Below are 25,583 nucleotides of genomic sequence, written 5' to 3'. Positions count from 1 at the left end.
AAAGCTTTTTTATGCACGCATCTAAAATTTAACATTGTAACTTATGTGAATGATTGTGTTATATAAATATATTTTTTTACTTTCTACTCCGCCATTTGCTAATGATATTTTTAGTAGGCCAGTAGTTGTTTTGGCGCCCATTCCTATTCCTATTCCTAGTAAATTTGTTTTGTTGTCGGTTGTACTAGATGTGGTTAGTCTGCAATAGTCCAGTATAGTATGGAAATAAAGGTTCGGTGAGGCGATATATCGATATTCTGTAATAATGGAAGTCATGAAATTTGCTGCCAGACTGTTTTCTGTAAATCCTCGGATAGAATTTACTCCGCCAAAACGATACAATTCATTGTCTAAATAGTCGGAACTGTGTAGATAGTAGTTTTGCGTTTTTATGTTAATATTATTTTTTGCATTAAAGTAGAAATTATGCATAGCCTGGAGTTCTATGTAGAATTGTTTGTTTTTTTCGCTGTTTTCTGTTTGGTTGTCTGTTTCTCTTTTGCCTAAACCGGTTTTTAATGCTACCGATGATTTTTCGAAAAACAAAGTGCTTGTATAGTCGCGGTTTGAATAGTTTAAATTTGCGGTTACAAATTTATTTTTGTAATCGGTGATGATGGTGTTGTCGCTGTTTTGTATATCGCTGGATACAGTTGATTGATATCCTATATAGGAACGGGTATTATAATTAATAAAATAACTGATGTCGATTTCGGTTTTGGTATTTTGAAAGGTACTGTCTTGTTTGAAAATGTTTAATTGTGCTTTAAGTCCAATCGGACTTTTAAAAAGGTAGGGGAGTTCTAGGGATGTGTTGAATGTTCTTTGCTGGTTTCCGTCACTTTTCCAATAAAGCGAGAATTGTTCGCCTACTTGCAAGGTGTTCTCTAATGTTAGATCGAGGTAGCCATTTAATGTTATTTTTTTATTTTCGTTATTGCTGAACCCTATGAAGCCATCAAAAGTGTTTGATTTCCGGTTTTCTAGATACAGGTAAACTTTGGTAGAGTCTTTTGTGAATAATATTTCTGGGTATTTTGTTTGGGTTATGAAATTGTAGGTTTTAAATTCATTGTGAATTTTAGCTACCAGGTCTTGGTTGAATATTTTGTTTTTGTATTTGCGGTTTATTTGTGCTAAGTAGCTAGCTGGGAAATTGGTATTCTGTAGTTTGTTTGTGTATTTTATTACAATAGAATTAAGTTTCCTTTGATTTTCTGATTCAAATGAAAGTTCGGCAAAAAGTGTGTTTTTTTTTCGTTGGATGTTTGTCAGTTTAAGTTTGGCTAACGAATAGCCTTTGTTTTCTAAAGCGATCGTGTTCTGATTTAAAAAATTTTCGATGACGGTGTAATTTAGGAAGATGGTGTCTTGTTTTGTGTTGGGCAATAGCAGTTTTACTGTGGTTTTTATTTTGCCTACATATATATGTATGTATTTTGTTTGCGTGCCTAAGTTGAAGCGTGCGATATAGGTTGTGTCATTTATCTTAAGCTGCTCCGTTACTTTGTTTTGGATATAGCCTAGTTTCGATAGTTTTTGCGAGGTTTGTTCGATTTCGGTGCTTAAAGATTTTATGTTTTTATGTTTTGAAATGTAGCCTAAGGAGTCAATTATTTTGTTTTCTAGAACGCTGTTGCCGGTTAATTGCAATTCAAAGTTTTGAGCATGACAATTCAGGCTTGCCATGAGAAGAATAAAAAGGATTAAAAAATATTTCAATTTGAATTTAAGTTTTTATAAAAGTAATGCAAATAACGAAGGTTTGATGTAAAAATCAAATCGCCGAGCAAGCATATTAAAAATAGCCTTGAAATCGGGAAGTTGTTTTTGCTTCGGGAGAGATAACGGAGATTCTTTATTAGGTTAAATAACAAATGTTTACTTGTGGTAAAAATTAATCAATTAACGTTTGTGGAGTGAAAAATATTTTATACATTTGCAACCCCGTAAAAAGCGGGAATTAAATATACATAATAAATTTTTAGTATTAATTATGCCAACAATTCAACAATTAGTAAGAACAGGAAGAACTCAGATGACTAAGAAGAGTAAATCGGTTGCTTTAGATTCTTGTCCTCAAAGAAGAGGGGTTTGTACGCGTGTTTACACTACAACACCAAAAAAACCAAACTCTGCAATGCGTAAAGTAGCGCGTGTACGTTTGACAAATGGTAATGAAGTAAATGCATACATCCCTGGTGAAGGACACAATTTACAAGAGCACTCGATAGTATTAGTTAGGGGTGGAAGGGTAAAAGATTTACCAGGAGTTAGATATCACATCGTTCGTGGTGCACTTGATACGTCAGGAGTAGCAGGAAGAACGCAAAGAAGATCTAAGTACGGAGCAAAACGCCCAAAAGAAGCAAAAAAGTAATTTAAAATAATGTATTTGTAGTGTCGTGATTTATTGCGATTAAATAAGTATGGTATTTTATTAAAAAAAAGACATGAGAAAAAGAGCGGCAAAGAAAAGACCACTTTTACCAGATCCAAGGTTTAACGACCAATTGGTAACACGTTTTGTGAACAACTTAATGTGGGATGGTAAGAAATCAACAGCTTTTAAAGTTTTTTATGATGCAATTGACATTATAGAAGCTAAAAAGCAAGATGCAGAAAAACCATCATTAGACATTTGGAAAGATGCTTTAGCAAACGTTATGCCTCACGTAGAAGTACGTAGTCGTAGAGTAGGTGGAGCTACATTTCAAATTCCAATGCAGATTAGACCAGACAGAAAAATTTCTATGGCAATGAAGTGGTTAATACTTTATGCAAGAAGAAGAAATGAAAAGTCTATGGCTCAAAGGTTGGCTTCAGAATGTTTAGCTGCGGCTAAAGAAGAAGGAGCAGCTGTTAAGAAAAGAATGGATACTCACAAAATGGCAGAGGCTAACAAAGCATTCTCTCACTTTAGATTTTAATTCATAAGAAATGGCTAGAGACTTAAAATATACAAGAAATATAGGGATTGCTGCTCATATTGATGCTGGTAAAACAACAACAACAGAGCGTATTCTTTTTTATACTGGTAAATCACATAAAATTGGTGAAGTACATGATGGTGCTGCAACAATGGACTGGATGGCTCAAGAGCAAGAAAGAGGTATTACAATTACTTCTGCTGCTACAACTTGTGAGTGGAATTTTCCAACTACACAAGGAAAGCCGTTACCGGAGACGTTACCTTACCACTTTAATATTATTGATACTCCAGGACACGTTGATTTTACCGTAGAGGTGAATCGTTCATTACGTGTGTTGGATGGTTTAGTTTTCTTGTTTAGTGCTGTTGATGGTGTAGAGCCTCAATCAGAGACAAACTGGAGATTAGCAGATCAATACCGTGTACCGCGTATTGGTTTTGTTAATAAAATGGATAGACAAGGATCTAACTTTTTGATGGTATGTCAGCAAGTAAGAGATATGTTGAAATCAAACGCAGTTGCAATCACTTTGCCAATTGGTGAAGAAAATGATTTCAGAGGTGTTGTGGATTTGGTGAAAAACCAAGCTATTGTATGGCATGAAGAAGGTTTAGGAGCGACTTATGATATTGTGCCTATTCCTGAAGATATGCTTGAAGAAGTTAAAGAATACAGATCAATTCTTATTGAAGCAGTAGCTGATTATGATGAGAATTTGCTTGAAAAATTCATGGAAGATGAAAACTCTATTACAGAGGAAGAAATCAACATTGCGTTAAGAGCGGCTGTAATGGACATGGCTATCATTCCAATGATTGCTGGTTCTTCTTTTAAAAACAAAGGTGTTCAATTTATGTTGGACGCAGTTTGTAAATACTTACCATCTCCAATGGATAAAGAAGGTATCGAAGGGATTCATCCTGATGATGCTGAATTATTAGAAGAAGATCAAACTAAAATCATTCGTAAGCCAGATGTTAAAGAGCCGTTCGCTGCTTTAGCATTTAAGATTGCTACAGATCCTTTCGTAGGACGTTTAGCTTTCTTCCGTGCTTATTCAGGACGTTTAGATGCAGGTTCTTATGTTTTGAACACTCGTTCTGGAAACAAAGAAAGAATCTCAAGAATATATCAAATGCATGCTAACAAGCAAAACCCAATCGATTATATCGAAGCAGGTGATATTGGAGCAGCAGTAGGGTTTAAAGATATTAAAACTGGAGATACATTGTGTGATGAAAAACACCCAATTATCCTAGAAAGTATGAAATTCCCTGCGCCGGTAATTGGTATTGCAATTGAGCCTAAAACTAAAGCTGATGTAGATAAAATGGGTATGGCTTTGGCTAAATTAGCTGAAGAAGATCCAACGTTTACTGTTAGAACGGATGAGGCTTCAGGGCAAACTATTATCTCGGGTATGGGTGAACTTCACTTAGATATCTTAGTAGATAGAATGCGTCGTGAATTCAAAGTTGAAGTAAACCAAGGTGAGCCTCAAGTTGAATATAAAGAAGCTTTTACAAAAACTGCAATTCACAGAGAAACATACAAAAAACAATCAGGAGGTCGTGGTAAATTCGGTGATATCGTATTTAAACTTGAGCCAGCTGATGAAGTTGATGGTAAAGTTCCTGTAGGTTTACAGTTTGTTAACGCTGTAAAAGGTGGTAACGTACCTAAGGAATATATTCCTTCTGTAGAAAAAGGATTTAGAGAAGCTATGAAAACGGGTCCTTTGGCTGGTTATCAAGTGGATAGTTTAAAAGTAACTTTAACTGACGGATCTTTTCACCCTGTCGATTCTGATGCACTCTCTTTTGAGTTAGCGGCAAGAATGGGGTATAGAGAAGTTGCTAAAGCTGCAGGTGCTGTTATTCTTGAGCCAATCATGAAAATGGAAGTTATTACACCAGAAGAAAACATGGGAGATATCGTAGGTGATATCAACCGTCGTAGAGGTCAGGTTAATGATATGGGTGATAGAGCTGGTGCTAAAACTATTAAGGCTGATGTGCCGTTGTCAGAAATGTTTGGTTATGTTACGACATTAAGAACGTTATCATCTGGTAGAGCAACATCTACTATGGAATTTTCACATTATGCGGAAACTCCTTCTAATATTTCAGAAGCAGTAATTAAAAAAGCAAAAGGAAACGCTTAATCTTTAAGAAAATGAGTCAAAAAATCAGAATAAAACTAAAATCTTACGATCACATGTTGGTAGACAAGTCTGCTGAGAAGATTGTAAAAACGGTTAAGAGTACCGGTGCAGTAGTAACAGGACCAATTCCATTACCAACTCACAAAAAACTTTTTACAGTGCTACGTTCTCCACACGTTAACAAAAAAGCGAGAGAACAATTTGAAGTAATGTCATACAAGAGATTGATTGATATTTATTCATCTTCATCTAAAACTATTGATGCTTTAATGAAATTAGAATTGCCTAGTGGAGTTGAAGTAGAGATCAAAGTTTAAGGATTTACTTAAGAGTAAAAAGGGCACTTTGTTTAAGTGGAAATTTTTTTTGGATTGTGTGTAAATAAGTTATACTTTTGCACCACTTTAAAAATGAGTTCCACTTAAATGATGTGTTCTATTTTTATATTTAATAATTAATAATTAATATTTATGTCTGGGTTAATTGGTAGAAAAATCGGCATGACTAGTATTTTCGATGAAAACGGGAAGAATATTCCTTGTACAGTAATTGAAGCTGGTCCTTGTGTTGTTACCCAAGTCAGAACCATTGGTGTTGACGGGTACGAAGCGTTGCAACTGGGTTTCGATGACAAAAACGAGAAACATTCCACAAAAGCGGCTTTAGGTCACTTTAAAAAAGCGGGAACTGTAGCTAAGAAAAAAGTCGTTGAATTTCAGAATTTTGCAACAGAACAAAAACTAGGAGATCTTATAGATGTTTCTATGTTTGTAGAAGGAGAATTTGTAGATGTACAAGGTGTATCTAAAGGTAAAGGTTTTCAAGGGGTTGTAAAACGTCACGGTTTTGGTGGTGTTGGTCAAGCAACTCACGGTCAACATAACCGTTTAAGAGCGCCGGGTTCTGTAGGAGCTTCTTCTTATCCATCTAGGGTATTCAAAGGAATGCGTATGGCTGGAAGAATGGGAGGAGAAAATGTAAACGTTCAAAACCTTAGAGTTTTAAAAGTAGTTGCTGAAAAGAATCTACTTGTTATAAAAGGATGCGTTCCTGGATGTAACAACTCTTATGTAATCATTCACAAGTAATGGAAGTAAAAGTATTAGATTTCAACGGAAAAGATACTGGAAGAAAGGTTGAACTTTCTGATTCAGTATTCGCAATTGAACCAAATAATCACGCAGTATACCTTGATGTTAAGCAGTATTTAGCTAATCAAAGACAAGGAACGCACAAAGCAAAAGAAAGAGCTGAAGTAGCGGGAAGTACACGTAAGATTAAAAAACAAAAAGGAACTGGTACTGCTCGTGCGGGTAGTGCAAAGAATCCATTGTTTAAAGGTGGTGGAACGGTTTTTGGACCAAGACCAAGAAGTTATTCATTTAAATTGAATAAAAACTTGAAACGTTTGGCAAGAAAATCTGCTTTCTCAATTAAAGCAAAAGAGGCAAATATTATTGTTCTTGAAGACTTTAAATTTGAAACACCAAACACTAAAAATTTCATTAATGTTTTGAAAGCTTTAGAGTTAGAAAATAAAAAATCTCTATTTGTGTTGGGCGATGCGAATAAAAATGTATATTTGTCGTCACGCAATTTAAAGGCGTCTAGCGTAGTAAGTAGCTTAGAATTAAGTACTTATGCTATTCTTAACGCTAATAACCTAGTTCTTTTAGAAAGCTCTTTGGAGATAATTGAAGAAAATTTAAGTAAATAATAGGATATGAGCATCATAATTAAACCTATAGTAACGGAAAAAGTAACCAAAGAAAGTGAAGTTTTAAACCGCTTCGGATTCGTTGTTAACAAAAAAGCAAATAAAGTTGAGATTAAGAAAGCTATTGAAGCTGCTTATGGTGTGACTATTTTGAGTGTTAACACGATGAACGTAAGACCGGATAGAACTACAAAATACACTAAAAGTGGTTTAATCAGTGGAAAGACTAATGCAATTAAAAAAGCAATTGTTCAAGTACAAGAAGGAGAAACAATTGATTTTTACAACAATATCTAAGATAGAAAAATGTCAGTAAGAAAATTAAAACCTATTACCCCAGGTCAGCGATTTAGAGTTGTGAATGGTTATGACGCCATTACAACTGATAAGCCGGAACGCTCTTTGATAGCGCCGATAAAAAACTCTGGAGGTAGAAATAGTCAAGGAAAGATGACCATGCGTTATACGGGTGGTGGTCACAAGCAGAGATATCGTATTATTGATTTCAAAAGAACAAAGGAAGGGATTCCTGCGACAGTGAAATCAATTGAATATGATCCAAATCGTACTGCATTTATCGCATTGTTAGCTTATGCTGATGGTGAGAAAACTTATGTTATTGCTCAAAACGGATTGAAAGTCGGTCAGAAATTAGTTTCTGGTCCAGATTCTCAACCGGAAATTGGTAATGCATTGCCGTTAAGCAGAATTCCATTAGGAACTGTTATTTCTTGTATTGAGTTAAGACCAGGTCAAGGAGCAGTAATTGCTCGTTCTGCTGGAACATTTGCTCAATTAATGGCAAGAGACGGGAAATACGCAACAATCAAAATGCCTTCAGGTGAAACGAGATTAATCTTGTTAACCTGTGCTGCTACAATTGGAGCTGTTTCTAATTCAGACCACCAATTAGTTGTATCTGGTAAAGCAGGTAGAACAAGATGGTTAGGTAGAAGACCTAGAACAAGACCTGTTGCAATGAACCCTGTCGATCACCCAATGGGTGGTGGTGAAGGACGTTCTTCTGGTGGACATCCACGTTCAAGAAATGGAATACCAGCAAAAGGTTATAGAACTCGTTCTAAGAAAAACCCGAGTAACAAGTATATCGTAGAACGTAGAAAGAAATAATAAGATATGGCACGTTCATTAAAAAAAGGACCTTTCGTTCATTATAAGTTAGACAAGAAAGTTCAAGAAAACATCGCAGGTGGAAATAAAGGAGTTGTAAAGACATGGTCTAGAGCTTCAATGATTACTCCAGACTTTGTTGGGCAAACTATCGCAGTTCATAACGGTCGTCAATTTGTACCAGTTTACGTAACAGAAAACATGGTAGGTCACAAATTAGGAGAGTTTTCACCAACTAGATCTTTTAGAGGTCATGCTGGAGCAAAAAATAAAGGTAAAAAATAAGAAGCAATGGGAGTTCGTAAAAGAGAAACAGCAGATGCGAGAAAAGAGGCTAATAAGTCTATTGCTTTCGCGAAATTGAATAACTGCCCTACTTCACCTAGAAAAATGCGCTTAGTAGCGGACTTGGTAAGAGGTCAGAAGGTAGAAAGAGCACTAAACATCTTAAGATTCAGTTCTAAAGAAGCTTCAAGAAAATTAGAAAAATTGGTTTTATCTGTTATTGCCAACTGGCAAGCAAAAAACCCTGATGCTAATATGGAAGAAGCAGGTTTATTTGTTAAAACGATTACAGTAGATGGTGGAATGATGTTGAAAAGACTTCGTCCAGCTCCACAGGGTCGTGCACACAGAATAAGAAAACGTTCTAATCACGTTACAATCGTATTAGGATCTATTAATAACACACAAGCAATTTAATACAAGATGGGACAAAAGACAAATCCAATTGGAAATAGACTTGGTATCATCAGAGGATGGGACTCAAACTGGTATGGTGGAAATGATTATGGTGATAAACTTGCCGAAGATCACAAAATCAGAAAGTATATCCATGCTCGTTTATCAAAAGCTAGTGTATCAAAAGTAATCATCGAGAGAACTTTAAAACTTGTAACCGTTACTATCACTACTGCTAGACCTGGTATCATTATCGGAAAAGGTGGACAAGAGGTAGACAAGTTGAAAGAAGAACTTAAGAAAATTACTGACAAAGAGGTTCAAATCAACATCTTTGAAATCAAAAGACCTGAACTTGACGCGTATCTAGTTGCTACAAGCATCTGTCGTCAAATCGAAAGCCGTATTTCTTACAGACGTGCAATCAAAATGGCTATTGCTGCTTCTATGCGTATGAACGCTGAAGGTATCAAAGTTTTGATTTCTGGTCGTTTGAATGGTGCAGAGATGGCACGTTCAGAAGGTTTCAAAGAGGGAAGAGTTCCTTTATCAACTTTCAGAGCCGATATTGATTATGCATTAGCTGAAGCGCATACTACTTATGGTAGAATGGGTATCAAGGTGTGGATCATGAAAGGTGAAGTTTACGGAAAGAGAGATCTTTCTCCGCTTGCTGGAATGGACAAGAAACAATCTGGCGGAAAAGGTGGAGATTCTCCTCGTGGGAAATCTAACTTTAATAAAGGTGGAAAACCAGACGCTCGTAAAAGAAAGTAATTTTTAAATTAAAGAAAAATGTTACAGCCTAAAAGAACAAAATACCGTAAGGTACAAAAAGGTAAAATGAAGGGGAACTCTGGAAGAGGGCATGAACTTTCTAATGGAATGTTTGGTATTAAATCTGTACATGAAGATGGAATGTTTCTAACTTCACGTCAAATTGAAGCAGCGCGTATCGCTGCAACTCGTTTCATGAAAAGAGAGGGGCAATTATGGATCAAAATATTTCCAGACAAACCTATTACTAAGAAACCTCTTGAGGTACGTATGGGTAAAGGTAAAGGTGCAGTTGAGTATTGGGCTGCCGTTGTTAAACCCGGAAGAATTATGTTTGAAGTTGGAGGAGTTCCTTTATCAGTTGCAAAAGAGGCGTTACGCCTTGCGGCTCAAAAGCTTCCAGTAAAAACTAAATTCGTAGTTGCTAGAGATTTCGAAGCATAATTTATATTATATTATGAAACAATCAGAAATAAAAGATCTTTCTGCAGCGGAGTTGCAAGAGAAGCTTAGTTTGACTAAGAAAACATATGCTGACCTAAAAATGGCTCATGCTTTATCACCAATTGAGAATCCACTTCAAATTAGAAGTGTAAGAAGAACAATTGCGAGATTAGCTACAGAGCTAACTAAAAGAGAATTGCAACAATTGTAATCTGCTGAAAGATGGAAGAAAAAAGAAATTTAAGAAAAGAAAGAGTTGGTGTTGTAACTTCGGACAAAATGGATAAATCTATTGTTGTTGCAGAAGTGCGTAAAGTAAAACACCCATTATACGGTAAGTTCGTGTTGAAAACTAAAAAGTATCATGCACACGACGAAACGAACGACTGTAACGTTGGAGATACTGTAAGGATTAGCGAAACGCGTCCTTTAAGTAAAACTAAATGTTGGAGGTTAGTTGAAATCCTAGAAAGAGCTAAATAATTATGGTACAACAAGAATCAAGACTAAAAGTAGCAGATAACACAGGGGCTAAAGAAGTTTTAACTATCCGTGTTTTAGGAGGTACCAAAAGAAGGTATGCTTCTGTTGGTGACAAGATTGTAGTTTCTATCAAAGATACAACTCCTAACGGAAGCGTTAAAAAAGGAGCTGTTTCAACTGCAGTAGTTGTACGTACCAGAAAAGAAGTGAGAAGAGCCGATGGTTCTTATATCCGTTTCGATGACAATGCATGTGTTCTTTTGAACGCTGCAGGAGAAATGAGAGGAACTCGTGTTTTTGGACCGGTAGCAAGAGAACTTCGTGAAAAACAATTCATGAAAATTGTATCATTAGCACCTGAAGTGCTTTAATTCGTTTTAAGATGATAAAGCTAAAAATAAAAACTGGCGACATTGTAAGAGTAATTGCTGGAGACCATAAAGGTTCAGAAGGTAAAGTATTGCGTGTTGACCGTGAGAAAAACAAAGCGATTGTTGAAGGTGTAAACATGGTTTCAAAACATACGAAACCAAGTGCGAAAAGCCCTCAAGGTGGTATTGTGAAAAAAGAAGCTTCTATTCAAATATCTAATATATCTCTAATTGATCCTAAAACAAAGGAAACAACTAGAGTTGGAATTAGAGTTGAAGGAGATAAGAAAGTAAGATTTTCAAAAAAATCTAATCAAGTACTATAGTAATGGAGTATACACCTAGACTAAAAGAAGAATATAAGAACAGAGTAATATCTGCTCTTAAAGAGGAGTACGGATACACAAACGTAATGCAAGTTCCAAAATTGGAAAAAATCGTTTTGAGCCGTGGAGTTGGAGCAGCAGTTTCTGATAAAAAATTAATTGACTATGCAGTTGATGAATTAACAAAGATAACTGGACAAAAAGCGATATCTACAATTTCAAAGAAAGATGTTGCATCTTTCAAATTGAGAAAAGGAATGCCAATTGGTGCTAAAGTTACTTTACGTGGAGAAAGAATGTACGAGTTTTTAGATAGACTTATTACTTCTGCTTTACCACGTGTTAGAGATTTCAGTGGTATAAAAGCTACAGGTTTTGACGGAAGAGGAAACTATAACCTAGGGGTTTTAGAGCAAATCATTTTCCCAGAAATTGACATTGATAAAGTAAACAAAATATCAGGTATGGATATCTCTTTTGTAACTACTGCAAAAACAGATAAGGAAGCAAAGTCATTATTGGCTGAATTAGGATTACCTTTTAAAAAGAATTAAGATATGGCTAAAGAATCAATGAAAGCCCGTGAGGTGAAGAGAGAAAAAACGGTAGCTAAGTATGCTGAGAAAAGAAAAGCTTTGTTAGAAGCTGGAGATTTCGTAGGTTTGCAGAAATTACCTAAAAACGCTTCACCTGTTCGTTTGCACAACAGATGTAAAATTACAGGTAGACCTAGAGGTTATATGCGCCAATTTGGTGTTTCACGTGTTACATTTCGTGAAATGGCAAATAACGGATTGATACCAGGGGTTAAAAAAGCTAGTTGGTAGAAAATTAATTTTAATTGGTTAAAGGTTCTTCAGAAGGTCTGAAGAAAACCATAACCGCAAATTTATACATATGTATACAGATCCTATTGCAGATTATTTAACAAGGGTTAGAAACGCTGTGGCTGCAAACCACAAAGTTGTTGAAATCCCTGCATCTAATCTAAAAAAAGAAATAACTAAGATCTTATTTGATCAAGGTTATATCTTAAGTTACAAATTTGAAGACAACGCTGTTCAGGGTTCAATCAAAATTGCTTTGAAGTATGATAAAGATACTAAAGAGTCAGTAATAAAAGATATCCAAAGAATTAGTAAACCAGGTTTACGTAAATATTCAAGTTCTTCAACCATTCCAAGAATCCTTAACGGATTAGGTATTGCTATTGTTTCTACATCAAAAGGATTGATGACAGGAAAAAAAGCAAAACAATTGAATGTTGGTGGTGAAGTAATTTGTTACGTATACTAATAAATAGACTATAAGATGTCAAGAATAGGTAAAAGCCCAATTGTAATCCCTGCTGGAGTAACTGTAGAAGTTAAAGATGGTATTATTACAGTAAAAGGAAAAAATGGTCAACTTACACAGGAGTTTTCGGACGTAACTGTTACAGTTGAAGACGGTCAAGTTCAAGTAGACAGATCGTCTGATCACAAAGACCAAAGAGCAAAACACGGTTTGTACAGATCTTTAATCAATAACATGATTATTGGTGTAACTGAAGGTTTTACAAAATCATTAGAATTGGTAGGAGTTGGTTATAGAGCTTCTAATCAAGGACAAAAATTAGATTTAGCTCTTGGATATTCTCACAATATCGTTTTGCAAGTTGCTGCTGAAGTAACTTTAGAGACTATATCTGAAAAAGGTAAAAACCCAATTGTTAAGCTTACATCGTTTGACAAACAACTTTTAGGTCAAGTTGCGGCAAAAATTAGAGCTTTTCGTAAGCCTGAGCCGTACAAAGGAAAAGGAGTTAAATTTGTGGGTGAAGTATTAAGAAGAAAAGCAGGTAAATCAGCTTAAAAAATAAGATTATGTCATTATCAAAACCTGAAAGAAGACAGAGAATTAGATTCAGAATTAGAAAAACGATTAGTGGTTCTGCTACTAATCCAAGACTATCTGTATTTAGAAGTAACAAAGAAATTTATGCTCAACTTATTGATGACGTAAACGGAGTTACTATTTTGGCTGCTTCTTCAAGAGAAAAAGAAATAGGAAAAGGTACTAACGTAGATGTTGCTATTGCAGTTGGAAAACTTGTAGCAGAGAAAGCGTTAAAAGCTGGGATAGAAGTTGTAACTTTCGATAGAGGAGGTTACTTGTATCACGGCCGTATTAAATCATTAGCAGAAGGCGCGAGAGCGGCTGGACTTAAATTCTAATATATTATGTCTAATAAATACAAGAATGTAGAGTTGGTAAAACCAAGTGGTCTTGAATTAAAAGATCGTTTGGTGAGTGTTAATCGTGTTACTAAAGTTACAAAGGGTGGTAGAGCTTTCGGTTTTTCTGCTATTGTAGTTGTAGGTGATGAAAATGGTGTTGTAGGTCATGGATTAGGAAAATCTAAAGATGTTTCTGAAGCAATTGCGAAAGCAGTAGAAGATGCTAAGAAAAATCTAGTGAAAATTCCTTTGAATGGACAATCAGTACCACACGAACAAAAAGGTAAATTTGGTGGAGCACGTGTGTTTTTAATTCCTGCCTCTCATGGTACAGGAGTTATTGCAGGTGGAGCTGTTCGTTCAGTTCTTGAGTCAGTTGGGATTCACGATGTATTGTCGAAATCTCAAGGATCATCAAACCCTCACAACGTAGTTAAGGCGACTTTTGATGCGTTGTTACAAATGAGAAGCGCCTATAGTGTTGCAAAGCAAAGAGGAGTTTCTTTAGAAAAAGTTTTTAAAGGTTAATTCAAGGAAATTATGGCTAAATTATTAGTAAAACAAGTTAGAAGTAAAATCAACTGTCCTCTTACTCAAAAAAGAGGATTGGAAGCTTTAGGTCTACGTAAAATGGGACAAATTGTAGAGCATGATTCAAACCCTACAATCCTTGGGATGATAAACAAAGTTAAACACTTAGTTTCTGTAGAAGAAGCTAAATAACAAATACTGGTATGAATTTAAGTAACTTACAACCAGCTGAGGGTTCAACACACAGTCAAAATAAGAGACTAGGTAGAGGAGAAGGTTCTGGAAAAGGTGGTACTTCGTCAAGAGGTCACAACGGACAAAAATCTCGTTCTGGTTATTCTAAAAAGATTGGTTTTGAAGGTGGGCAAATGCCACTTCAAAGACGTGTGCCTAAGTTTGGTTTTACAAACATCAATCGTAAAGAATACGAAGGTGTGAATCTTGATACACTTCAATTGTTAGTTGACAATGGTGTGATTACAGATACTGTCGATATGACAGTTTATGTTTCAAATCGTTTGGCTACTAAAAATGAGATCGTTAAGATTTTAGGAAGAGGAGAATTGAAAGCAAAATTAAAAGTAACTGCTCACAAATTTACTGCTACTGCAAAAGCTGCTATTGAAGCTGCTGGTGGAGAAGCGGTAACAATGTAATTTTTCAATTAATATGAAGAAATTTATTGAATCAATAAGTAATGTTTGGAAAATCGAGGAACTAAAAAACAGAATCCTAATTACATTAGGTCTGCTTTTAGTTTATCGTTTTGGAGCACATGTTACGCTTCCGGGAATTGATGCAACACAATTAAATAGTTTAGCAGGTCAGACCAAAAGTGGTATCGGATCTATCCTAGACATGTTTACTGGTGGTGCATTCTCTAAAGCGTCAGTTTTTGCTTTAGGAATTATGCCTTACATTTCGGCTTCTATTGTTGTACAGCTTATGGGAATTGCGATTCCTTATTTGCAAAAACTTCAAAATGATGGTGAGAGTGGTAGAAAAAAGATTAATCAGATAACACGTTGGTTGACTATTGTTATTACACTAGTACAAGGACCAACTTACATCTATAATCTATATAGAACTTTACCTAGTAGTGCATTTTTATTAGGGTTTAATTCTTTTGAATTCTTATTTTCTTCAGTGATTATCTTAGTTACAGGTACAATATTTGCCATGTGGTTAGGTGAAAAGATAACTGATAAAGGAATTGGAAATGGTATTTCACTTTTAATTATGGTAGGTATACTTGCTAGATTTCCTCAAGCATTTATACAGGAATTTACTACTAGAGTTACGAATAACAACGGTGGACCAATGTTATTGGTTATCGAAATTATTATTTGGCTTTTAGTTATTGTTGCCTGTGTTTTATTAACTATGGCAATTAGAAAGATACCAGTACAGTACGCTCGTCGTACTACGTCAGGTGATTTTGAACAAGATATGATGGGTGGTAATAGACAATGGATTCCATTAAAGCTTAATGCTTCTGGAGTTATGCCAATTATCTTTGCTCAGGCTATCATGTTCATACCTGCAGCTGTAGCTGGGTTGTCTAAATCAGATGCATCACAATCAGTTGTTGGCGCTTTTAGTAATATGTTCGGTTTTTGGTATAATCTTGTTTTTGCAACTTTGATAGTTGTATTTACATTCTTTTATACAGCAATTACAGTTCCTACTAATAAGATGTCGGATGATTTGAAAAGAAGTGGAGGATTTATTCCAGGTATTAGACCAGGAGTAGAAACTTCCGATTTTCTGGACAAAGTGATGTCTTTGATAACTTTCCCAGGATCTTTATTTCTAGCTCTAATAGCTGTGTTCCCAGCGATTATTGTAAGTCTTATGGATGTTCAACAATCTTGGGCAATGTTTTTTGGGGGTACCTCATTAATAATTATGGTTGGAGTTGCCATAGATACAATTCAACAAATTAATTCATACTTGTTAAACAAGCATTATGACGGTTTAATGAAGAGTGGAAAAAATAGAAAAGCAGTAGCTTAATCGTATGGCAAAACAATCAGCAATAGAACAAGACGGATCCATAATTGAAGCATTATCAAATGCGATGTTCCGTGTAGAGTTAGAGAATGGACATATTGTAATTGCTCATATTTCTGGAAAGATGCGTATGCATTATATCAAATTATTACCTGGTGATAAAGTGAAACTAGAAATGAGCCCTTATGACTTGTCAAAAGCAAGAATTACTTATAGATATTAAAGGATATTCACAATGAAAGTTAGAGCATCAGTAAAAAAGAGAAGTCCCGAGTGCAAGATTGTGCGTAGAAAAGGGATATTGTACGTTATAAACAAAAAGAATCCTAGATTTAAACAAAGACAAGGATAATTATGGCAAGAATAGCAGGGGTAGATATCCCGAAAAACAAGAGAGGTGTTATAGCACTTACCTATATCTTCGGATTAGGAAATAGTAGAGCTATTGAGATTTTAGAAAAAGCTCAAGTTAGCCAAGATAAAAAAGTTCAAGATTGGAATGATGACGAGATCGGAGCAATTCGTGAAGCGGTATCTGAATTCAAAATTGAAGGAGAATTGCGTTCTGAGGTTTCTTTGAACATCAAACGTTTAATGGATATTGGTTGTTATAGAGGTATCCGTCATAGAACTGGTCTTCCTTTAAGAGGGCAAAGAACTAAAAACAACTCTAGAACAAGAAAAGGTAAAAGAAAAACTGTTGCCAACAAGAAAAAAGCAACTAAATAATAAGTAATATGGCTAAAGCAACTGCAAAAAAACGTAAAGTTATCGTTGAATCAACGGGAGAAGCTCATATTTCTGCTACCTTCAATAACATCATTATTTCTTTGACAAACAAAAAAGGTGAAGTTATTTCTTGGTCTTCAGCTGGTAAAATGGGTTTTAGAGGTTCTAAAAAGAACACTCCATACGCGGCCCAAATGGCAGCAGAAGATTGTAGTAAAGTAGCTATTGAAGCAGGACTTAAAAAAGTTAAAGTTTATGTAAAAGGACCAGGAAACGGACGTGAGTCAGCTATCCGTTCTTTGCATAACGGTGGAATCGAAGTAACTGAGATTATCGATGTTACTCCAATGCCTCACAACGGATGTCGTCCTCCTAAAAGACGTAGAGTTTAATAATATATTTAAGTATAACTAGGTAGAAAACACGATTATCGAAGGATATGACCTGAATTCATAATCTCTACCTTAATAAAATTTTTAGAAATGGCAAGATATACTGGTCCAAAAACTAGAATTGCTCGTAAATTTGGCGAAGCAATATTCGGAGATGACAAAGCTTTCGAAAGAAGAAGTTACCCACCTGGGCAACACGGAATGGCTAAAAAAAGAGGTAAAAAATCTGAATATGCAATCCAGTTAATGGAGAAGCAAAAAGCTAAATATTCTTATGGAATTTTAGAAAAACAATTCAGAGGTTTATTTAAAAAAGCATCAGCTACTAAAGGTGTTACTGGTGAAGTTCTTTTACAATTGTGTGAAGCAAGATTAGATAACGTAGTATTTAGAATGGGTATCGCTCCTTCTAGAAGAGGCGCTAGACAATTAGTATCTCACAGACACGTCACTGTTAACGGTGATGTAGTAAATATTGCTTCTTACCACCTTAAACCTGGTGATAAAGTAGGAGTTCGTGAAAAATCTAAATCATTAGAGGCTATCGAACGTTCTTTATCTAATTCAAGTCATGTTTATGAATGGATTACTTGGAATAATGACGTTAAAGAAGGTACTTTCGTTTCTGTACCAGCTAGACTTCAAATCCCAGAAAACATTAAAGAACAATTAATCGTAGAGTTGTACAACAAATAATAATTGACTTAGTCGAAATTTATGGCAATATTTAATTTTCAGAAGCCCGATAAAGTTATCATGATCGATTCAACCGATTTTGAAGGTAAGTTTGAATTCAGACCTTTAGAACCAGGATACGGATTGACCGTTGGTAATGCACTTAGAAGAGTTTTGCTTTCAGCATTAGAAGGTTATGCAATTACATCCGTTCGTATTGAAGGTGTAGATCATGAGTTTTCTACTATCTCAGGAGTTGTTGAAGACGTTACCGAAATTATTCTTAATCTTAAACAAGTACGTTTTAAACGTCAAATTGAAGATATAGATAATGAGGCAGTTACTATTTCTGTTTCAGGTAAAGATCAATTAACAGCTGGTGATTTTCAAAAATTCATTTCAGGTTTCCAAGTTTTGAATCCAGAACTAGTTATCTGTAATTTAGATCCAAAAATCAAACTGAACTTCGATTTAACAATCGAAAAAGGTAGAGGATATGTTCCTGCTGAGGAGAACAAAAAACAAAACGCTGCAATTGGAACTATTTTTACGGATTCTATTTTTACTCCGGTAAAAAACGTAAAATATTCAATTGAAAATTTCCGTGTTGAGCAAAAAACAGATTATGAGAAGTTAGTTTTTGAAATAAAAACTGATGGATCTATCAATCCAAAAGATGCGCTTACTGAAGCTGCTAAAGTTTTAATTCACCATTTCATGTTGTTTTCTGACGAAAGAATTACACTCGAGGCTGATGAAATCGCACAAACAGAATCGTATGATGAGGAATCATTACATATGAGACAATTGCTTAAAACTAAGCTTGTTGATATGGATTTATCTGTAAGAGCGTTAAATTGTTTGAAAGCGGCTGAAGTTGATACACTTGGAGATTTAGTATCGTTCAATAAAAATGACCTAATGAAATTCCGTAATTTTGGTAAAAAATCTTTAACTGAACTAGATGAACTAGTTGCTATTAAGAATTTGAACTTCGGAATGGATTTAGCAAAATACAAACTAGATAAAGAATAATTTACTTCATATTTTGCTCTCCATAATGGATTGTAGCAAGATGAAGTTAAAATAAATTGGTCATGAGACACGGAAAAAAATTCAATCACCTTAGCAGACAGACTGCACATAGAAAATCTATGTTAGCTAATATGGCTTGTTCTCTTATTGAGCACAAACGTATTAACACTACTGTCGCTAAAGCAAAAGCGCTTAAACAATTCGTTGAGCCCTTAATAACAAAATCAAAAACTGATACGACTCACAATCGTCGTATTTGTTTTGCTTACTTACGTAGCAAATATGCGGTAACTGACTTGTTCAGAGACGTAGCTGCTAAAGTAGGAGACCGTCCAGGTGGATACACACGTATCATTAAAGTTGGAAATCGTTTGGGAGATAATGCTGATATGGCAATGATCGAACTTGTAGATTTCAATGAGCTTTACAATGGTGGTAAAAAAGAAGTTAAAAAAGCAAAAAGCCGTCGTGGTGGAAAAGCTAAAAAAGCAGATGAAGCTACTGAAGAAGCTCCAGTTGCTGAAGCTGATACAACTACAGACGCTGCTGAGTAGTTATGAAGATAACCATTCAATAAAAATTAAGGATAAACTATTAGTAGTTTATCCTTTTTTTTTGCTTTTTTTTGAACAAACGTATTAGATTTTTTAGTCTTTCCCGCTGTACTGTTAGCCTTTACATTCAATTAATTAAAAGATGTCAGAAGGGTTATTTTTCGCCTTTTATTTTATAATAAATTTTAAAAGTTTGCATCCATTGTATTAATGGATTAAATTTGCACAATATTTAACTACTCATGAAATATACAACACGACAAAGCGCCATACTTTTACTAAGTGATGGAACCATTTTTCACGGAAAATCTATAGGGATCAGTGGAACAACTTATGGAGAAGTATGCTTTAATACCGGAATGACCGGTTATCAAGAAATTTTTACTGATCCATCTTATTTTGGACAATTGATGGTCGCCACTAATGCTCATATTGGGAATTATGGTGTAAATGAAAACGAAGTTGAATCCGATGGAATAAAAATATCTGGCTTGGTTTGTAAAAACTTTAGCTTTAATTATTCTAGAGCAGATGCTTCAGAGAGTTTAGAAGACTACTTTATTAAGCAAAACCTTATTTGTATTTCAGATGTTGACACTAGAGCGCTTGTAAGTTACATTAGAGATAATGGAGCTATGAATGCTGTTATTTGTACTGATGGAACTTCTCTAGAAGATTTAAAGAAGTCGTTAGCAAATGTTCCTGATATGAAGGGATTAGAACTAGCTTCAAAAGTATCTACTAAAGAGCCTTATTTCTATGGTGATGAAAATGCAACGTATAAAATTGCAGCATTGGATTTAGGGATTAAGACAAATATCCTTCGTAATCTAGCTAAGAGAGATTGTTATATTAAGGTTTTTCCTTTTGATTCAACCTACACAGATTTAGCCTCGTTTAATCCAAATGGTTTTTTCTTATCTAATGGCCCTGGTGATCCAGAACCACTTTCAGGAGCTATTCAAGTGGCAAAAGAGATTCTAGCGGATAATAAGCCATTGTTTGGAATTTGTTTGGGACACCAAGTAATTGGGTTAGCCAATGGAATTTCGACATACAAAATGTTCAATGGACACAGAGGAATAAATCATCCGGTAAAGAATTTGATTTCTGGGAAAGGTGAGATTACGTCACAGAATCATGGTTTTGCAGTTAATAAAGAAGAATTAGAAAACAATCCTGATTTAGAGATTACACATGTCCATTTAAATGACGGAACTGTTGCTGGTATGAGAATGAAGCACAAGAATTGTTTCTCAGTTCAGTATCATCCAGAAGCAAGTCCGGGACCTCATGATTCATCTTATTTATTTGACCAATTCATTGAAAATATTAAAGGATAAGATCACAGATTTCGTATTTATCTAGACTATAGGGGTACTTTCTTTTTTATTAAAGTTAGTATCCTTTTTTAATTGATGTCTTTATGAATCAACGGGATTTGGTTAAGAAATCTAAACAAAGGTGTGGTTTTCTTTTTATTTTAGTTGCTTATTTTAGATTTGTAGTGACAATACCTTTTCTTTTTACTTTACGAAAATGTAAATTTTATGTATTATTTCTGTAAAATTACAGATAGAATTTTTATTTACACATAATTATAACGTTTTCGTTAATAAGATTCATTATTTTCATATTATCATTAGAAAAGATAGAATATATTTGTGTTATTAAAAATTAAAATAAAGTAGTATGAGTATTATTATCAAAATTCACGCAAGACAAATTTTCGATTCAAGAGGGAATCCTACTATAGAAGTAGATGTAGTTACTGAACATGGTGTTTTGGGTAGAGCTGCAGTTCCATCTGGAGCTTCAACTGGAGAACATGAAGCAGTGGAATTACGTGACGGAGGGAAAGCCTATTTAGGAAAAGGAGTTTTACATGCAGTGAAAAATGTTAATACCATTATTGCTGAAGAACTTTTAGGTACTTCTGTTTTCGAACAAAATGTAATTGACCAAATGATGATCGATTTAGATGGAACTCCAAATAAATCAAAATTAGGTGCAAATGCTATTTTAGGGGTTTCCCTTGCTGTGGCTAAAGCAGCGGCTAATGAATTAGGATTGCCATTATACAGATATGTAGGTGGGGTTTCTGCAAATACATTGCCAGTTCCTATGATGAATATCATTAACGGTGGTTCACATTCTGATGCGCCTATAGCGTTTCAAGAATTTATGATTATTCCAGTAAAAGCAGTTTCTTTTACACAAGCTATGCAAATGGGAACTGAAATTTTTCATAGTCTTAAAAAAGTATTACATGACAGAGGTCTTTCTACAGCTGTAGGTGATGAAGGTGGTTTTGCTCCAACCTTAGCTGGTGGTACGGAAGATGCTTTGGATACAATTAAGTTAGCGGTTGAAAATGCAGGTTATACTTTTGGAGATGAAATTATGATTGCTCTAGATTGTGCTGCTGCTGAATTTTATGTAAACGGTAAATACGATTATTCTAAATTTGAAGGTGAAACAGGTAAGATTAGATCTTCTGCTGAACAGGTAGATTATTTAGCTGAATTAGCTGCTAAGTATCCAATTATCTCAATTGAAGACGGAATGGATGAAAATGACTGGGACGGATGGAAGTTGCTTACTGATAGAATTGGAGATAAAGTTCAATTAGTAGGAGATGATTTGTTCGTAACTAATGTAGAGCGTTTGTCTACAGGTATCGATAGAGGAATCGCTAATTCAATTTTAGTGAAAGTCAACCAAATTGGTACATTAACAGAAACTATTGCAGCTGTTAATATGGCTAAAAATGCGGGATATACTTCTGTAATGTCACATCGTTCTGGAGAAACTGAAGATAATACAATTGCTGACTTAGCAGTTGCTTTGAACTGTGGTCAAATTAAGACTGGTTCTGCGTCTCGTTCTGATCGTATGGCAAAATACAATCAATTATTAAGAATAGAAGAAGAGCTTGGTGAAACAGCTTATTTTCCTGGGAAAAAAGCATTCAAGATAAAATAAGATTTTATATTTTTATTTATAAAAAGCCATTCGAGTTATTCGGATGGCTTTTTTGTTTAATTTAACAATAACATTATCGATTTCGCTTTTTATTTAATGTTATTATCCTTAGATTTGGTAGATTATTAAATATAAAGTTTTATTTTCAAAATATTATGTCAAAAACAGCTATAGTAGAAATTGATGGTAAGAGGTATGAGTTTCCTGTTGTAGAAGGAAGCGAAAACGAAGAAGCTATCGATATTAACAAATTACGAGATTTAACTGGGGTAATCACTCTTGACCCAGGGTATAAAAATTCAGGTTCTTGTACCAGTAAAATCACTTTCTTAGATGGAGAACTTGGAATACTTCGCTACAGAGGATATTCAATTGAAGAATTAGCTGCTAAAGCTGATTTTTTAGAGGTCTCTTTTCTTTTAATCTTTGGAGAGTTGCCAACTGCTGTTCAGTTAGAGCAATTTGAAAATGATATTAGAAGACATACATTAGTTAATGAGGAAATGAAAAGCATCATTGATGGTTTTCCTAGAACAGCGCATCCGATGGGTGTTTTAGCTGCATTGACTAGTGCATTAACAGCATTTAATCCTAAATCAGTAAACGTTGATAATGAAAAAGAAATGTATCATGCCGTTTGTAAAACTATGGGGAAATTCCTTGTAATTGCAACATGGACTTACAGAAAAAGCATGGGTTACCCTTTGAATTATTATGATAATACAAAAGGATATGTAGAAAATTTCATGAGATTAATGTTTGAAATTCCAACGGCGCCTTATAAAGCAAGTCCAATTGTAATTGATGCATTAAATAAATTGTTTATTCTTCATGCAGATCATGAACAAAACTGTTCTACATCTACTGTAAGAATGGTTGGTTCTTCTCATGCAGGATTATTTGCATCAATATCAGCAGGTGTTTCTGCACTTTGGGGACCTCTACATGGAGGTGCAAATCAAGCAGTTCTTGAAATGCTAGAAGAAATCCATAATAATGGAGGGGATACTGATAAGTATATGGCTAAAGCCAAAGATAAAAACGATCCTTTTAGATTAATGGGTTTTGGTCATAGAGTTTATAAAAACTTTGATCCACGTGCTAAAATCATTAAGAAAGCGGCAGATGAAGTTTTAGAAACTTTAGGTGTTGATGATCCAATTCTTGCTATTGCAAAAAAATTAGAAGCATTAGCTCTAGAGGATGAATATTTCAAATCAAGAAGCTTATATCCAAATGTGGACTTCTATTCTGGAATCATTTATAGAGCATTAGGAATTCCTACTGACATGTTCACCGTAATGTTCGCTATTGGACGTTTACCAGGTTGGATTGCACAGTGGAAAGAAATGCGTGAAAATAAAGAGCCTATCGGAAGGCCAAGGCAAATATATACAGGGTCTCCGTTGCGAGATTTTGAAACTTTAGATAAACGTTAAATTCAATTTTAAAAAGCTTCACTTTCTAGTGAGGCTTTTTTTATCTTTGTCCAAATTGAAATACTATATGTTAAAATTAAATGTAAAGAATGAGACTTCAAGATTACGCGCAGTAGTTTTAGGAACTGCGACTAGTAATGGTCAAATACCGTCAATAGCTGAAGCGTATGATCCAAAATCATTAGAACATATATTAGCAGGGACTTATCCGATTGAAAAGGACATGGTGGCTGAGATGGACGCTTTTAATAAAGTGCTTCAGAAGTATGATGTTACAATTTTTAGACCCGAATTAATTGCTGATTATAATCAGATATTTACAAGAGATATTGGTTTTGTGATTGATGGTGTTTTTATTAAGAGTAATATTTTACCAGAACGTGAGAGAGAACTCGATGCGATTCAATATGTAATTGATCAGATAGACCCTTTAAAAGTCGTTCGTCCTCCTGAGGAGGTGCATATAGAAGGCGGCGACGTTATGTTATGGGATGATCATATATTTATAGGTACTTATAAAGGAAGTGACTACAAAGATTATATTACGGCAAGAACAAATAAGGAGGGCGTACAATTCATAAAAGATTTGTTCCCTGATAAGATCGTTAAAGAATTTGATTTAGTAAAATCTAAAATTGAAGCCCGAGACAATGCTTTACATCTTGATTGTTGTTTTCAGCCGATAGGACCTAATAAAGGAATTATCTATAAAAGCGGATTCCGTGAAGAGGCAGATTATATGTATCTTGTTAATCTTTTTGGAAAAGAGAATTTATTTCACATTAGCAGAGATGAGATGTACACTATGAATTCTAATGTGTTTTCTATTGATTCTAATGTTGTGGTTTCTGAAAAGAACTTTACGAGATTAAATAATTGGTTGCGATCTGAAGGTTTTACAGTTGAGGAGGTTTCTTATGCTGAGATTTCGAAACAGGAAGGATTATTACGTTGTTCCACATTACCTTTAATAAGAGATTAATTCGATTAGTGATACATTTTAATGTGTTACAATACAAATAAAAAACAAAATGAAACAAACAACAAATTCTATATTAATGATTCGGCCAGTGGCGTTTAGAATGAACGAACAAACGGCAGTTAATAATTATTATCAAAAAGTATTAGATGATCTTTTACCAGCAACGGTAAATGCAAAAGCGCAACAAGAATTTGACACTTTTGTTGAAAAGCTAAGAGCTGTTGGTGTTGATGTTACTGTAGTTGACGATACATTAAATCCAGATACTCCTGACAGTATTTTTCCTAACAACTGGGTTTCCTTTCATGAAAATGGAGATGTGGCATTGTACCCTATGTTTGCAGTGAATCGTCGTGAGGAACGTCGTGAAGAAATTTTGGATGTGTTAGAAGAAAAAGGATTCAAAATGGATTCTATTGTAGATTATACTTCTGCTGAAGAAGATGGTTTTTTCTTGGAAGGAACGGGAAGTTTACTACTTGATAGAGCAAACGAAAAAGCATATTGTGCTTTGTCTCCCCGAGCCGACGAAGAACTATTCATAGAGTTCTGTGAAGATTTTGACTACGCACCTGTATTGTTTGAAGCTTTTCAAACTGTAAATGGAGAACGAAAATTGATTTATCATACTAACGTTATGATGTGTTTAGGTGAAACTTTTGCGGTAATTTGTGCAGATAGCATAGATGATAAAAAGGAACGTAAAATGGTTTTGGATAATCTTAAAAAAGATAATAAAGAGGTGGTTTTAATCACAGAAGAGCAGGTTAATAATTTTGCTGGAAACATGCTGGAAGTTCGTGGTGCCAATGATAAAAGATATTTGGTTATGAGTACGGCTGCGCATCAGAGCTTAAAACCGAAGCAAGTAGAGCAGTTAGAAAAACATGCTACGATTCTTAGCTCAAGTCTAGACACTATCGAGGCTTGTGGGGGTGGAAGCGCCAGATGTATGATGGCTGAGATATTTTTGCCAAAAGCATAAAAAAAAGACCTTCAATG

Annotated in this window: 38 protein-coding genes; 37 read left to right on the top strand and 1 reads right to left on the bottom strand. The window is 34.8% G+C overall.

Annotated features, from left to right (window positions below; genetic code table 11):
* Window positions 1–21 precede the first annotated feature (21 nt).
* Window positions 22–1,722, bottom strand: coding sequence for a hypothetical protein (locus tag QO200_RS01290; RefSeq protein WP_371535368.1), 1,701 nt, complete (start codon window positions 1,720–1,722; stop codon window positions 22–24).
* 274 nt (window positions 1,723–1,996) lie between these two features.
* Here QO200_RS01290 and rpsL point away from each other — a divergent pair, with 274 nt between their 5' ends.
* The 37 genes from rpsL (at window position 1,997) to ctlX (ending at window position 25,566) form a co-directional block, all read left to right on the top strand.
* A complete protein-coding gene (gene rpsL, locus QO200_RS01285) occupies window positions 1,997–2,380 on the top strand; it encodes a 30S ribosomal protein S12 (RefSeq protein ID WP_022828353.1) in 384 nt (127 codons plus the stop codon).
* Window positions 2,381–2,453: 73 nt separating this feature from the next.
* On the top strand, window positions 2,454–2,930 hold the full coding sequence (gene rpsG / locus QO200_RS01280) for a 30S ribosomal protein S7 (protein WP_091091578.1): 477 nt from the start codon (window positions 2,454–2,456) through the stop codon (window positions 2,928–2,930).
* Between the two features lie 10 nt (window positions 2,931–2,940).
* On the top strand, window positions 2,941–5,097 hold the full coding sequence (gene fusA, locus QO200_RS01275; RefSeq protein ID WP_371535365.1) for an elongation factor G: 2,157 nt from the start codon (window positions 2,941–2,943) through the stop codon (window positions 5,095–5,097).
* Between the two features lie 11 nt (window positions 5,098–5,108).
* Window positions 5,109–5,414: a 30S ribosomal protein S10 gene (gene rpsJ, locus QO200_RS01270; protein ID WP_011963470.1), complete on the top strand. Its 306-nt coding sequence runs from the start codon at window positions 5,109–5,111 to the stop codon at window positions 5,412–5,414.
* 153 nt (window positions 5,415–5,567) lie between these two features.
* Window positions 5,568–6,185 (top strand): 50S ribosomal protein L3, encoded by a 618-nt coding sequence (rplC, locus tag QO200_RS01265; protein WP_371535363.1) that lies wholly within the window; start codon window positions 5,568–5,570, stop codon window positions 6,183–6,185.
* Window positions 6,185–6,814 (top strand): 50S ribosomal protein L4, encoded by a 630-nt coding sequence (gene rplD, locus QO200_RS01260; RefSeq protein WP_371535361.1) that lies wholly within the window; start codon window positions 6,185–6,187, stop codon window positions 6,812–6,814. Before rplC ends, rplD begins: the two co-directional genes overlap by 1 nt.
* A 6-nt stretch (window positions 6,815–6,820) precedes the next feature.
* Window positions 6,821–7,111, top strand: coding sequence for a 50S ribosomal protein L23 (rplW, locus tag QO200_RS01255; RefSeq protein ID WP_007136564.1), 291 nt, complete (start codon window positions 6,821–6,823; stop codon window positions 7,109–7,111).
* 9 nt (window positions 7,112–7,120) lie between these two features.
* Window positions 7,121–7,945: a 50S ribosomal protein L2 gene (gene rplB, locus QO200_RS01250; protein WP_091091587.1), complete on the top strand. Its 825-nt coding sequence runs from the start codon at window positions 7,121–7,123 to the stop codon at window positions 7,943–7,945.
* 6 nt (window positions 7,946–7,951) lie between these two features.
* Entirely contained in the window at window positions 7,952–8,230 is a 279-nt protein-coding gene (rpsS, locus tag QO200_RS01245) for a 30S ribosomal protein S19 (protein ID WP_007136562.1), read from the top strand.
* Between the two features lie 6 nt (window positions 8,231–8,236).
* Window positions 8,237–8,647, top strand: a complete 411-nt coding sequence (gene rplV, locus QO200_RS01240; protein ID WP_007136561.1) for a 50S ribosomal protein L22 — start codon at window positions 8,237–8,239, stop codon at window positions 8,645–8,647.
* 6 nt (window positions 8,648–8,653) lie between these two features.
* The gene (gene rpsC / locus QO200_RS01235) at window positions 8,654–9,403 is read left to right on the top strand and encodes a 30S ribosomal protein S3 (protein ID WP_026707012.1); all 750 of its coding nucleotides are present in this window, start codon (window positions 8,654–8,656) and stop codon (window positions 9,401–9,403) included.
* 18 nt (window positions 9,404–9,421) lie between these two features.
* Complete coding sequence (rplP, locus tag QO200_RS01230; RefSeq protein WP_016989325.1) at window positions 9,422–9,847, top strand: 50S ribosomal protein L16; 426 nt, start codon at window positions 9,422–9,424, stop codon at window positions 9,845–9,847.
* A gap of 13 nt (window positions 9,848–9,860) precedes the next feature.
* A complete protein-coding gene (rpmC, locus tag QO200_RS01225; protein WP_371535353.1) occupies window positions 9,861–10,058 on the top strand; it encodes a 50S ribosomal protein L29 in 198 nt (65 codons plus the stop codon).
* A gap of 11 nt (window positions 10,059–10,069) precedes the next feature.
* Window positions 10,070–10,330 (top strand): 30S ribosomal protein S17, encoded by a 261-nt coding sequence (gene rpsQ, locus QO200_RS01220; RefSeq protein WP_091091594.1) that lies wholly within the window; start codon window positions 10,070–10,072, stop codon window positions 10,328–10,330.
* Between the two features lie 2 nt (window positions 10,331–10,332).
* The gene (rplN, locus tag QO200_RS01215; protein WP_007136556.1) at window positions 10,333–10,701 is read left to right on the top strand and encodes a 50S ribosomal protein L14; all 369 of its coding nucleotides are present in this window, start codon (window positions 10,333–10,335) and stop codon (window positions 10,699–10,701) included.
* A gap of 11 nt (window positions 10,702–10,712) precedes the next feature.
* Window positions 10,713–11,027: a 50S ribosomal protein L24 gene (gene rplX, locus QO200_RS01210; RefSeq protein ID WP_371535350.1), complete on the top strand. Its 315-nt coding sequence runs from the start codon at window positions 10,713–10,715 to the stop codon at window positions 11,025–11,027.
* A gap of 2 nt (window positions 11,028–11,029) precedes the next feature.
* Window positions 11,030–11,581 carry a 50S ribosomal protein L5 gene (rplE, locus tag QO200_RS01205; protein ID WP_074724339.1) on the top strand — a complete coding sequence of 184 codons (552 nt, stop codon included), beginning with the start codon at window positions 11,030–11,032 and terminating at the stop codon, window positions 11,579–11,581.
* A 3-nt stretch (window positions 11,582–11,584) separates the two neighbouring features.
* On the top strand, window positions 11,585–11,854 hold the full coding sequence (gene rpsN / locus QO200_RS01200; RefSeq protein WP_074724338.1) for a 30S ribosomal protein S14: 270 nt from the start codon (window positions 11,585–11,587) through the stop codon (window positions 11,852–11,854).
* A 70-nt stretch (window positions 11,855–11,924) separates the two neighbouring features.
* Entirely contained in the window at window positions 11,925–12,323 is a 399-nt protein-coding gene (gene rpsH / locus QO200_RS01195) for a 30S ribosomal protein S8 (protein WP_066081018.1), read from the top strand.
* 15 nt (window positions 12,324–12,338) lie between these two features.
* Window positions 12,339–12,881 (top strand): 50S ribosomal protein L6, encoded by a 543-nt coding sequence (gene rplF / locus QO200_RS01190; protein ID WP_371535348.1) that lies wholly within the window; start codon window positions 12,339–12,341, stop codon window positions 12,879–12,881.
* 11 nt (window positions 12,882–12,892) lie between these two features.
* Window positions 12,893–13,243 (top strand): 50S ribosomal protein L18, encoded by a 351-nt coding sequence (gene rplR, locus QO200_RS01185; protein WP_371535346.1) that lies wholly within the window; start codon window positions 12,893–12,895, stop codon window positions 13,241–13,243.
* Between the two features lie 6 nt (window positions 13,244–13,249).
* Entirely contained in the window at window positions 13,250–13,774 is a 525-nt protein-coding gene (rpsE, locus tag QO200_RS01180; protein WP_091091607.1) for a 30S ribosomal protein S5, read from the top strand.
* Window positions 13,775–13,786: 12 nt separating this feature from the next.
* A complete protein-coding gene (gene rpmD, locus QO200_RS01175) occupies window positions 13,787–13,969 on the top strand; it encodes a 50S ribosomal protein L30 (protein ID WP_091203662.1) in 183 nt (60 codons plus the stop codon).
* 11 nt (window positions 13,970–13,980) lie between these two features.
* Entirely contained in the window at window positions 13,981–14,433 is a 453-nt protein-coding gene (rplO, locus tag QO200_RS01170; protein WP_101137086.1) for a 50S ribosomal protein L15, read from the top strand.
* A gap of 13 nt (window positions 14,434–14,446) precedes the next feature.
* Complete coding sequence (secY, locus tag QO200_RS01165; RefSeq protein ID WP_074724334.1) at window positions 14,447–15,793, top strand: preprotein translocase subunit SecY; 1,347 nt, start codon at window positions 14,447–14,449, stop codon at window positions 15,791–15,793.
* A 4-nt stretch (window positions 15,794–15,797) separates the two neighbouring features.
* On the top strand, window positions 15,798–16,013 hold the full coding sequence (infA, locus tag QO200_RS01160; RefSeq protein ID WP_007136545.1) for a translation initiation factor IF-1: 216 nt from the start codon (window positions 15,798–15,800) through the stop codon (window positions 16,011–16,013).
* A 12-nt stretch (window positions 16,014–16,025) separates the two neighbouring features.
* Window positions 16,026–16,142, top strand: a complete 117-nt coding sequence (ykgO, locus tag QO200_RS01155) for a type B 50S ribosomal protein L36 (RefSeq protein WP_074724333.1) — start codon at window positions 16,026–16,028, stop codon at window positions 16,140–16,142.
* 2 nt (window positions 16,143–16,144) lie between these two features.
* The gene (rpsM, locus tag QO200_RS01150) at window positions 16,145–16,519 is read left to right on the top strand and encodes a 30S ribosomal protein S13 (RefSeq protein WP_074724332.1); all 375 of its coding nucleotides are present in this window, start codon (window positions 16,145–16,147) and stop codon (window positions 16,517–16,519) included.
* 8 nt (window positions 16,520–16,527) lie between these two features.
* Window positions 16,528–16,911, top strand: a complete 384-nt coding sequence (gene rpsK, locus QO200_RS01145) for a 30S ribosomal protein S11 (RefSeq protein ID WP_007136543.1) — start codon at window positions 16,528–16,530, stop codon at window positions 16,909–16,911.
* 90 nt (window positions 16,912–17,001) lie between these two features.
* Window positions 17,002–17,607 carry a 30S ribosomal protein S4 gene (rpsD, locus tag QO200_RS01140; protein WP_074724331.1) on the top strand — a complete coding sequence of 202 codons (606 nt, stop codon included), beginning with the start codon at window positions 17,002–17,004 and terminating at the stop codon, window positions 17,605–17,607.
* A 21-nt stretch (window positions 17,608–17,628) separates the two neighbouring features.
* Complete coding sequence (locus QO200_RS01135; RefSeq protein ID WP_074724330.1) at window positions 17,629–18,621, top strand: DNA-directed RNA polymerase subunit alpha; 993 nt, start codon at window positions 17,629–17,631, stop codon at window positions 18,619–18,621.
* A 62-nt stretch (window positions 18,622–18,683) separates the two neighbouring features.
* Window positions 18,684–19,175: a 50S ribosomal protein L17 gene (gene rplQ / locus QO200_RS01130; protein ID WP_091091615.1), complete on the top strand. Its 492-nt coding sequence runs from the start codon at window positions 18,684–18,686 to the stop codon at window positions 19,173–19,175.
* Window positions 19,176–19,417: 242 nt separating this feature from the next.
* Entirely contained in the window at window positions 19,418–20,518 is a 1,101-nt protein-coding gene (gene carA, locus QO200_RS01125; RefSeq protein ID WP_371535338.1) for a glutamine-hydrolyzing carbamoyl-phosphate synthase small subunit, read from the top strand.
* 349 nt (window positions 20,519–20,867) lie between these two features.
* The gene (gene eno, locus QO200_RS01120) at window positions 20,868–22,160 is read left to right on the top strand and encodes a phosphopyruvate hydratase (protein WP_371535336.1); all 1,293 of its coding nucleotides are present in this window, start codon (window positions 20,868–20,870) and stop codon (window positions 22,158–22,160) included.
* Between the two features lie 155 nt (window positions 22,161–22,315).
* Window positions 22,316–23,599 carry a citrate synthase gene (locus QO200_RS01115; protein ID WP_371535335.1) on the top strand — a complete coding sequence of 428 codons (1,284 nt, stop codon included), beginning with the start codon at window positions 22,316–22,318 and terminating at the stop codon, window positions 23,597–23,599.
* A 67-nt stretch (window positions 23,600–23,666) separates the two neighbouring features.
* On the top strand, window positions 23,667–24,581 hold the full coding sequence (locus QO200_RS01110) for a dimethylarginine dimethylaminohydrolase family protein (RefSeq protein ID WP_371535334.1): 915 nt from the start codon (window positions 23,667–23,669) through the stop codon (window positions 24,579–24,581).
* Window positions 24,582–24,630: 49 nt separating this feature from the next.
* A complete protein-coding gene (gene ctlX, locus QO200_RS01105) occupies window positions 24,631–25,566 on the top strand; it encodes a citrulline utilization hydrolase CtlX (RefSeq protein ID WP_371535333.1) in 936 nt (311 codons plus the stop codon).
* Window positions 25,567–25,583: the final 17 nt, after the last annotated feature.

Source organism: Flavobacterium sp. Arc3, assembly GCF_041431375.1.
Classification (GTDB): domain Bacteria; phylum Bacteroidota; class Bacteroidia; order Flavobacteriales; family Flavobacteriaceae; genus Flavobacterium.
The sequence above is the reverse complement of the archived record's forward strand: the minus strand, read 5'-3'. Positions and strand labels throughout refer to the sequence as shown.

Coding starts and splice junctions, on each gene's coding strand:
- rpsG (WP_091091578.1), top strand. CDS start 2,454: ATGAGAAAAAGAGCGGCAAAGAAAAGACCACTTTTACCAGATCCAAGG.
- QO200_RS01115 (WP_371535335.1), top strand. CDS start 22,316: ATGTCAAAAACAGCTATAGTAGAAATTGATGGTAAGAGGTATGAGTTT.
- rplW (WP_007136564.1), top strand. CDS start 6,821: ATGAGCATCATAATTAAACCTATAGTAACGGAAAAAGTAACCAAAGAA.
- secY (WP_074724334.1), top strand. CDS start 14,447: ATGAAGAAATTTATTGAATCAATAAGTAATGTTTGGAAAATCGAGGAA.
- rpsJ (WP_011963470.1), top strand. CDS start 5,109: ATGAGTCAAAAAATCAGAATAAAACTAAAATCTTACGATCACATGTTG.
- ykgO (WP_074724333.1), top strand. CDS start 16,026: ATGAAAGTTAGAGCATCAGTAAAAAAGAGAAGTCCCGAGTGCAAGATT.
- rplF (WP_371535348.1), top strand. CDS start 12,339: ATGTCAAGAATAGGTAAAAGCCCAATTGTAATCCCTGCTGGAGTAACT.
- rplR (WP_371535346.1), top strand. CDS start 12,893: ATGTCATTATCAAAACCTGAAAGAAGACAGAGAATTAGATTCAGAATT.
- rplP (WP_016989325.1), top strand. CDS start 9,422: ATGTTACAGCCTAAAAGAACAAAATACCGTAAGGTACAAAAAGGTAAA.
- rpsH (WP_066081018.1), top strand. CDS start 11,925: ATGTATACAGATCCTATTGCAGATTATTTAACAAGGGTTAGAAACGCT.
- rpmC (WP_371535353.1), top strand. CDS start 9,861: ATGAAACAATCAGAAATAAAAGATCTTTCTGCAGCGGAGTTGCAAGAG.
- fusA (WP_371535365.1), top strand. CDS start 2,941: ATGGCTAGAGACTTAAAATATACAAGAAATATAGGGATTGCTGCTCAT.
- eno (WP_371535336.1), top strand. CDS start 20,868: ATGAGTATTATTATCAAAATTCACGCAAGACAAATTTTCGATTCAAGA.
- carA (WP_371535338.1), top strand. CDS start 19,418: ATGAAATATACAACACGACAAAGCGCCATACTTTTACTAAGTGATGGA.
- rplV (WP_007136561.1), top strand. CDS start 8,237: ATGGGAGTTCGTAAAAGAGAAACAGCAGATGCGAGAAAAGAGGCTAAT.
- rplD (WP_371535361.1), top strand. CDS start 6,185: ATGGAAGTAAAAGTATTAGATTTCAACGGAAAAGATACTGGAAGAAAG.
- ctlX (WP_371535333.1), top strand. CDS start 24,631: ATGAAACAAACAACAAATTCTATATTAATGATTCGGCCAGTGGCGTTT.
- rpsD (WP_074724331.1), top strand. CDS start 17,002: ATGGCAAGATATACTGGTCCAAAAACTAGAATTGCTCGTAAATTTGGC.
- rpmD (WP_091203662.1), top strand. CDS start 13,787: ATGGCTAAATTATTAGTAAAACAAGTTAGAAGTAAAATCAACTGTCCT.
- rplB (WP_091091587.1), top strand. CDS start 7,121: ATGTCAGTAAGAAAATTAAAACCTATTACCCCAGGTCAGCGATTTAGA.
- rplC (WP_371535363.1), top strand. CDS start 5,568: ATGTCTGGGTTAATTGGTAGAAAAATCGGCATGACTAGTATTTTCGAT.
- QO200_RS01110 (WP_371535334.1), top strand. CDS start 23,667: ATGTTAAAATTAAATGTAAAGAATGAGACTTCAAGATTACGCGCAGTA.
- rpsS (WP_007136562.1), top strand. CDS start 7,952: ATGGCACGTTCATTAAAAAAAGGACCTTTCGTTCATTATAAGTTAGAC.
- rpsL (WP_022828353.1), top strand. CDS start 1,997: ATGCCAACAATTCAACAATTAGTAAGAACAGGAAGAACTCAGATGACT.
- rplE (WP_074724339.1), top strand. CDS start 11,030: ATGGAGTATACACCTAGACTAAAAGAAGAATATAAGAACAGAGTAATA.
- rpsK (WP_007136543.1), top strand. CDS start 16,528: ATGGCTAAAGCAACTGCAAAAAAACGTAAAGTTATCGTTGAATCAACG.
- rpsN (WP_074724338.1), top strand. CDS start 11,585: ATGGCTAAAGAATCAATGAAAGCCCGTGAGGTGAAGAGAGAAAAAACG.
- rplX (WP_371535350.1), top strand. CDS start 10,713: ATGATAAAGCTAAAAATAAAAACTGGCGACATTGTAAGAGTAATTGCT.
- rplO (WP_101137086.1), top strand. CDS start 13,981: ATGAATTTAAGTAACTTACAACCAGCTGAGGGTTCAACACACAGTCAA.
- rpsQ (WP_091091594.1), top strand. CDS start 10,070: ATGGAAGAAAAAAGAAATTTAAGAAAAGAAAGAGTTGGTGTTGTAACT.
- QO200_RS01135 (WP_074724330.1), top strand. CDS start 17,629: ATGGCAATATTTAATTTTCAGAAGCCCGATAAAGTTATCATGATCGAT.
- rpsM (WP_074724332.1), top strand. CDS start 16,145: ATGGCAAGAATAGCAGGGGTAGATATCCCGAAAAACAAGAGAGGTGTT.
- infA (WP_007136545.1), top strand. CDS start 15,798: ATGGCAAAACAATCAGCAATAGAACAAGACGGATCCATAATTGAAGCA.
- rplQ (WP_091091615.1), top strand. CDS start 18,684: ATGAGACACGGAAAAAAATTCAATCACCTTAGCAGACAGACTGCACAT.
- rplN (WP_007136556.1), top strand. CDS start 10,333: ATGGTACAACAAGAATCAAGACTAAAAGTAGCAGATAACACAGGGGCT.
- rpsC (WP_026707012.1), top strand. CDS start 8,654: ATGGGACAAAAGACAAATCCAATTGGAAATAGACTTGGTATCATCAGA.
- rpsE (WP_091091607.1), top strand. CDS start 13,250: ATGTCTAATAAATACAAGAATGTAGAGTTGGTAAAACCAAGTGGTCTT.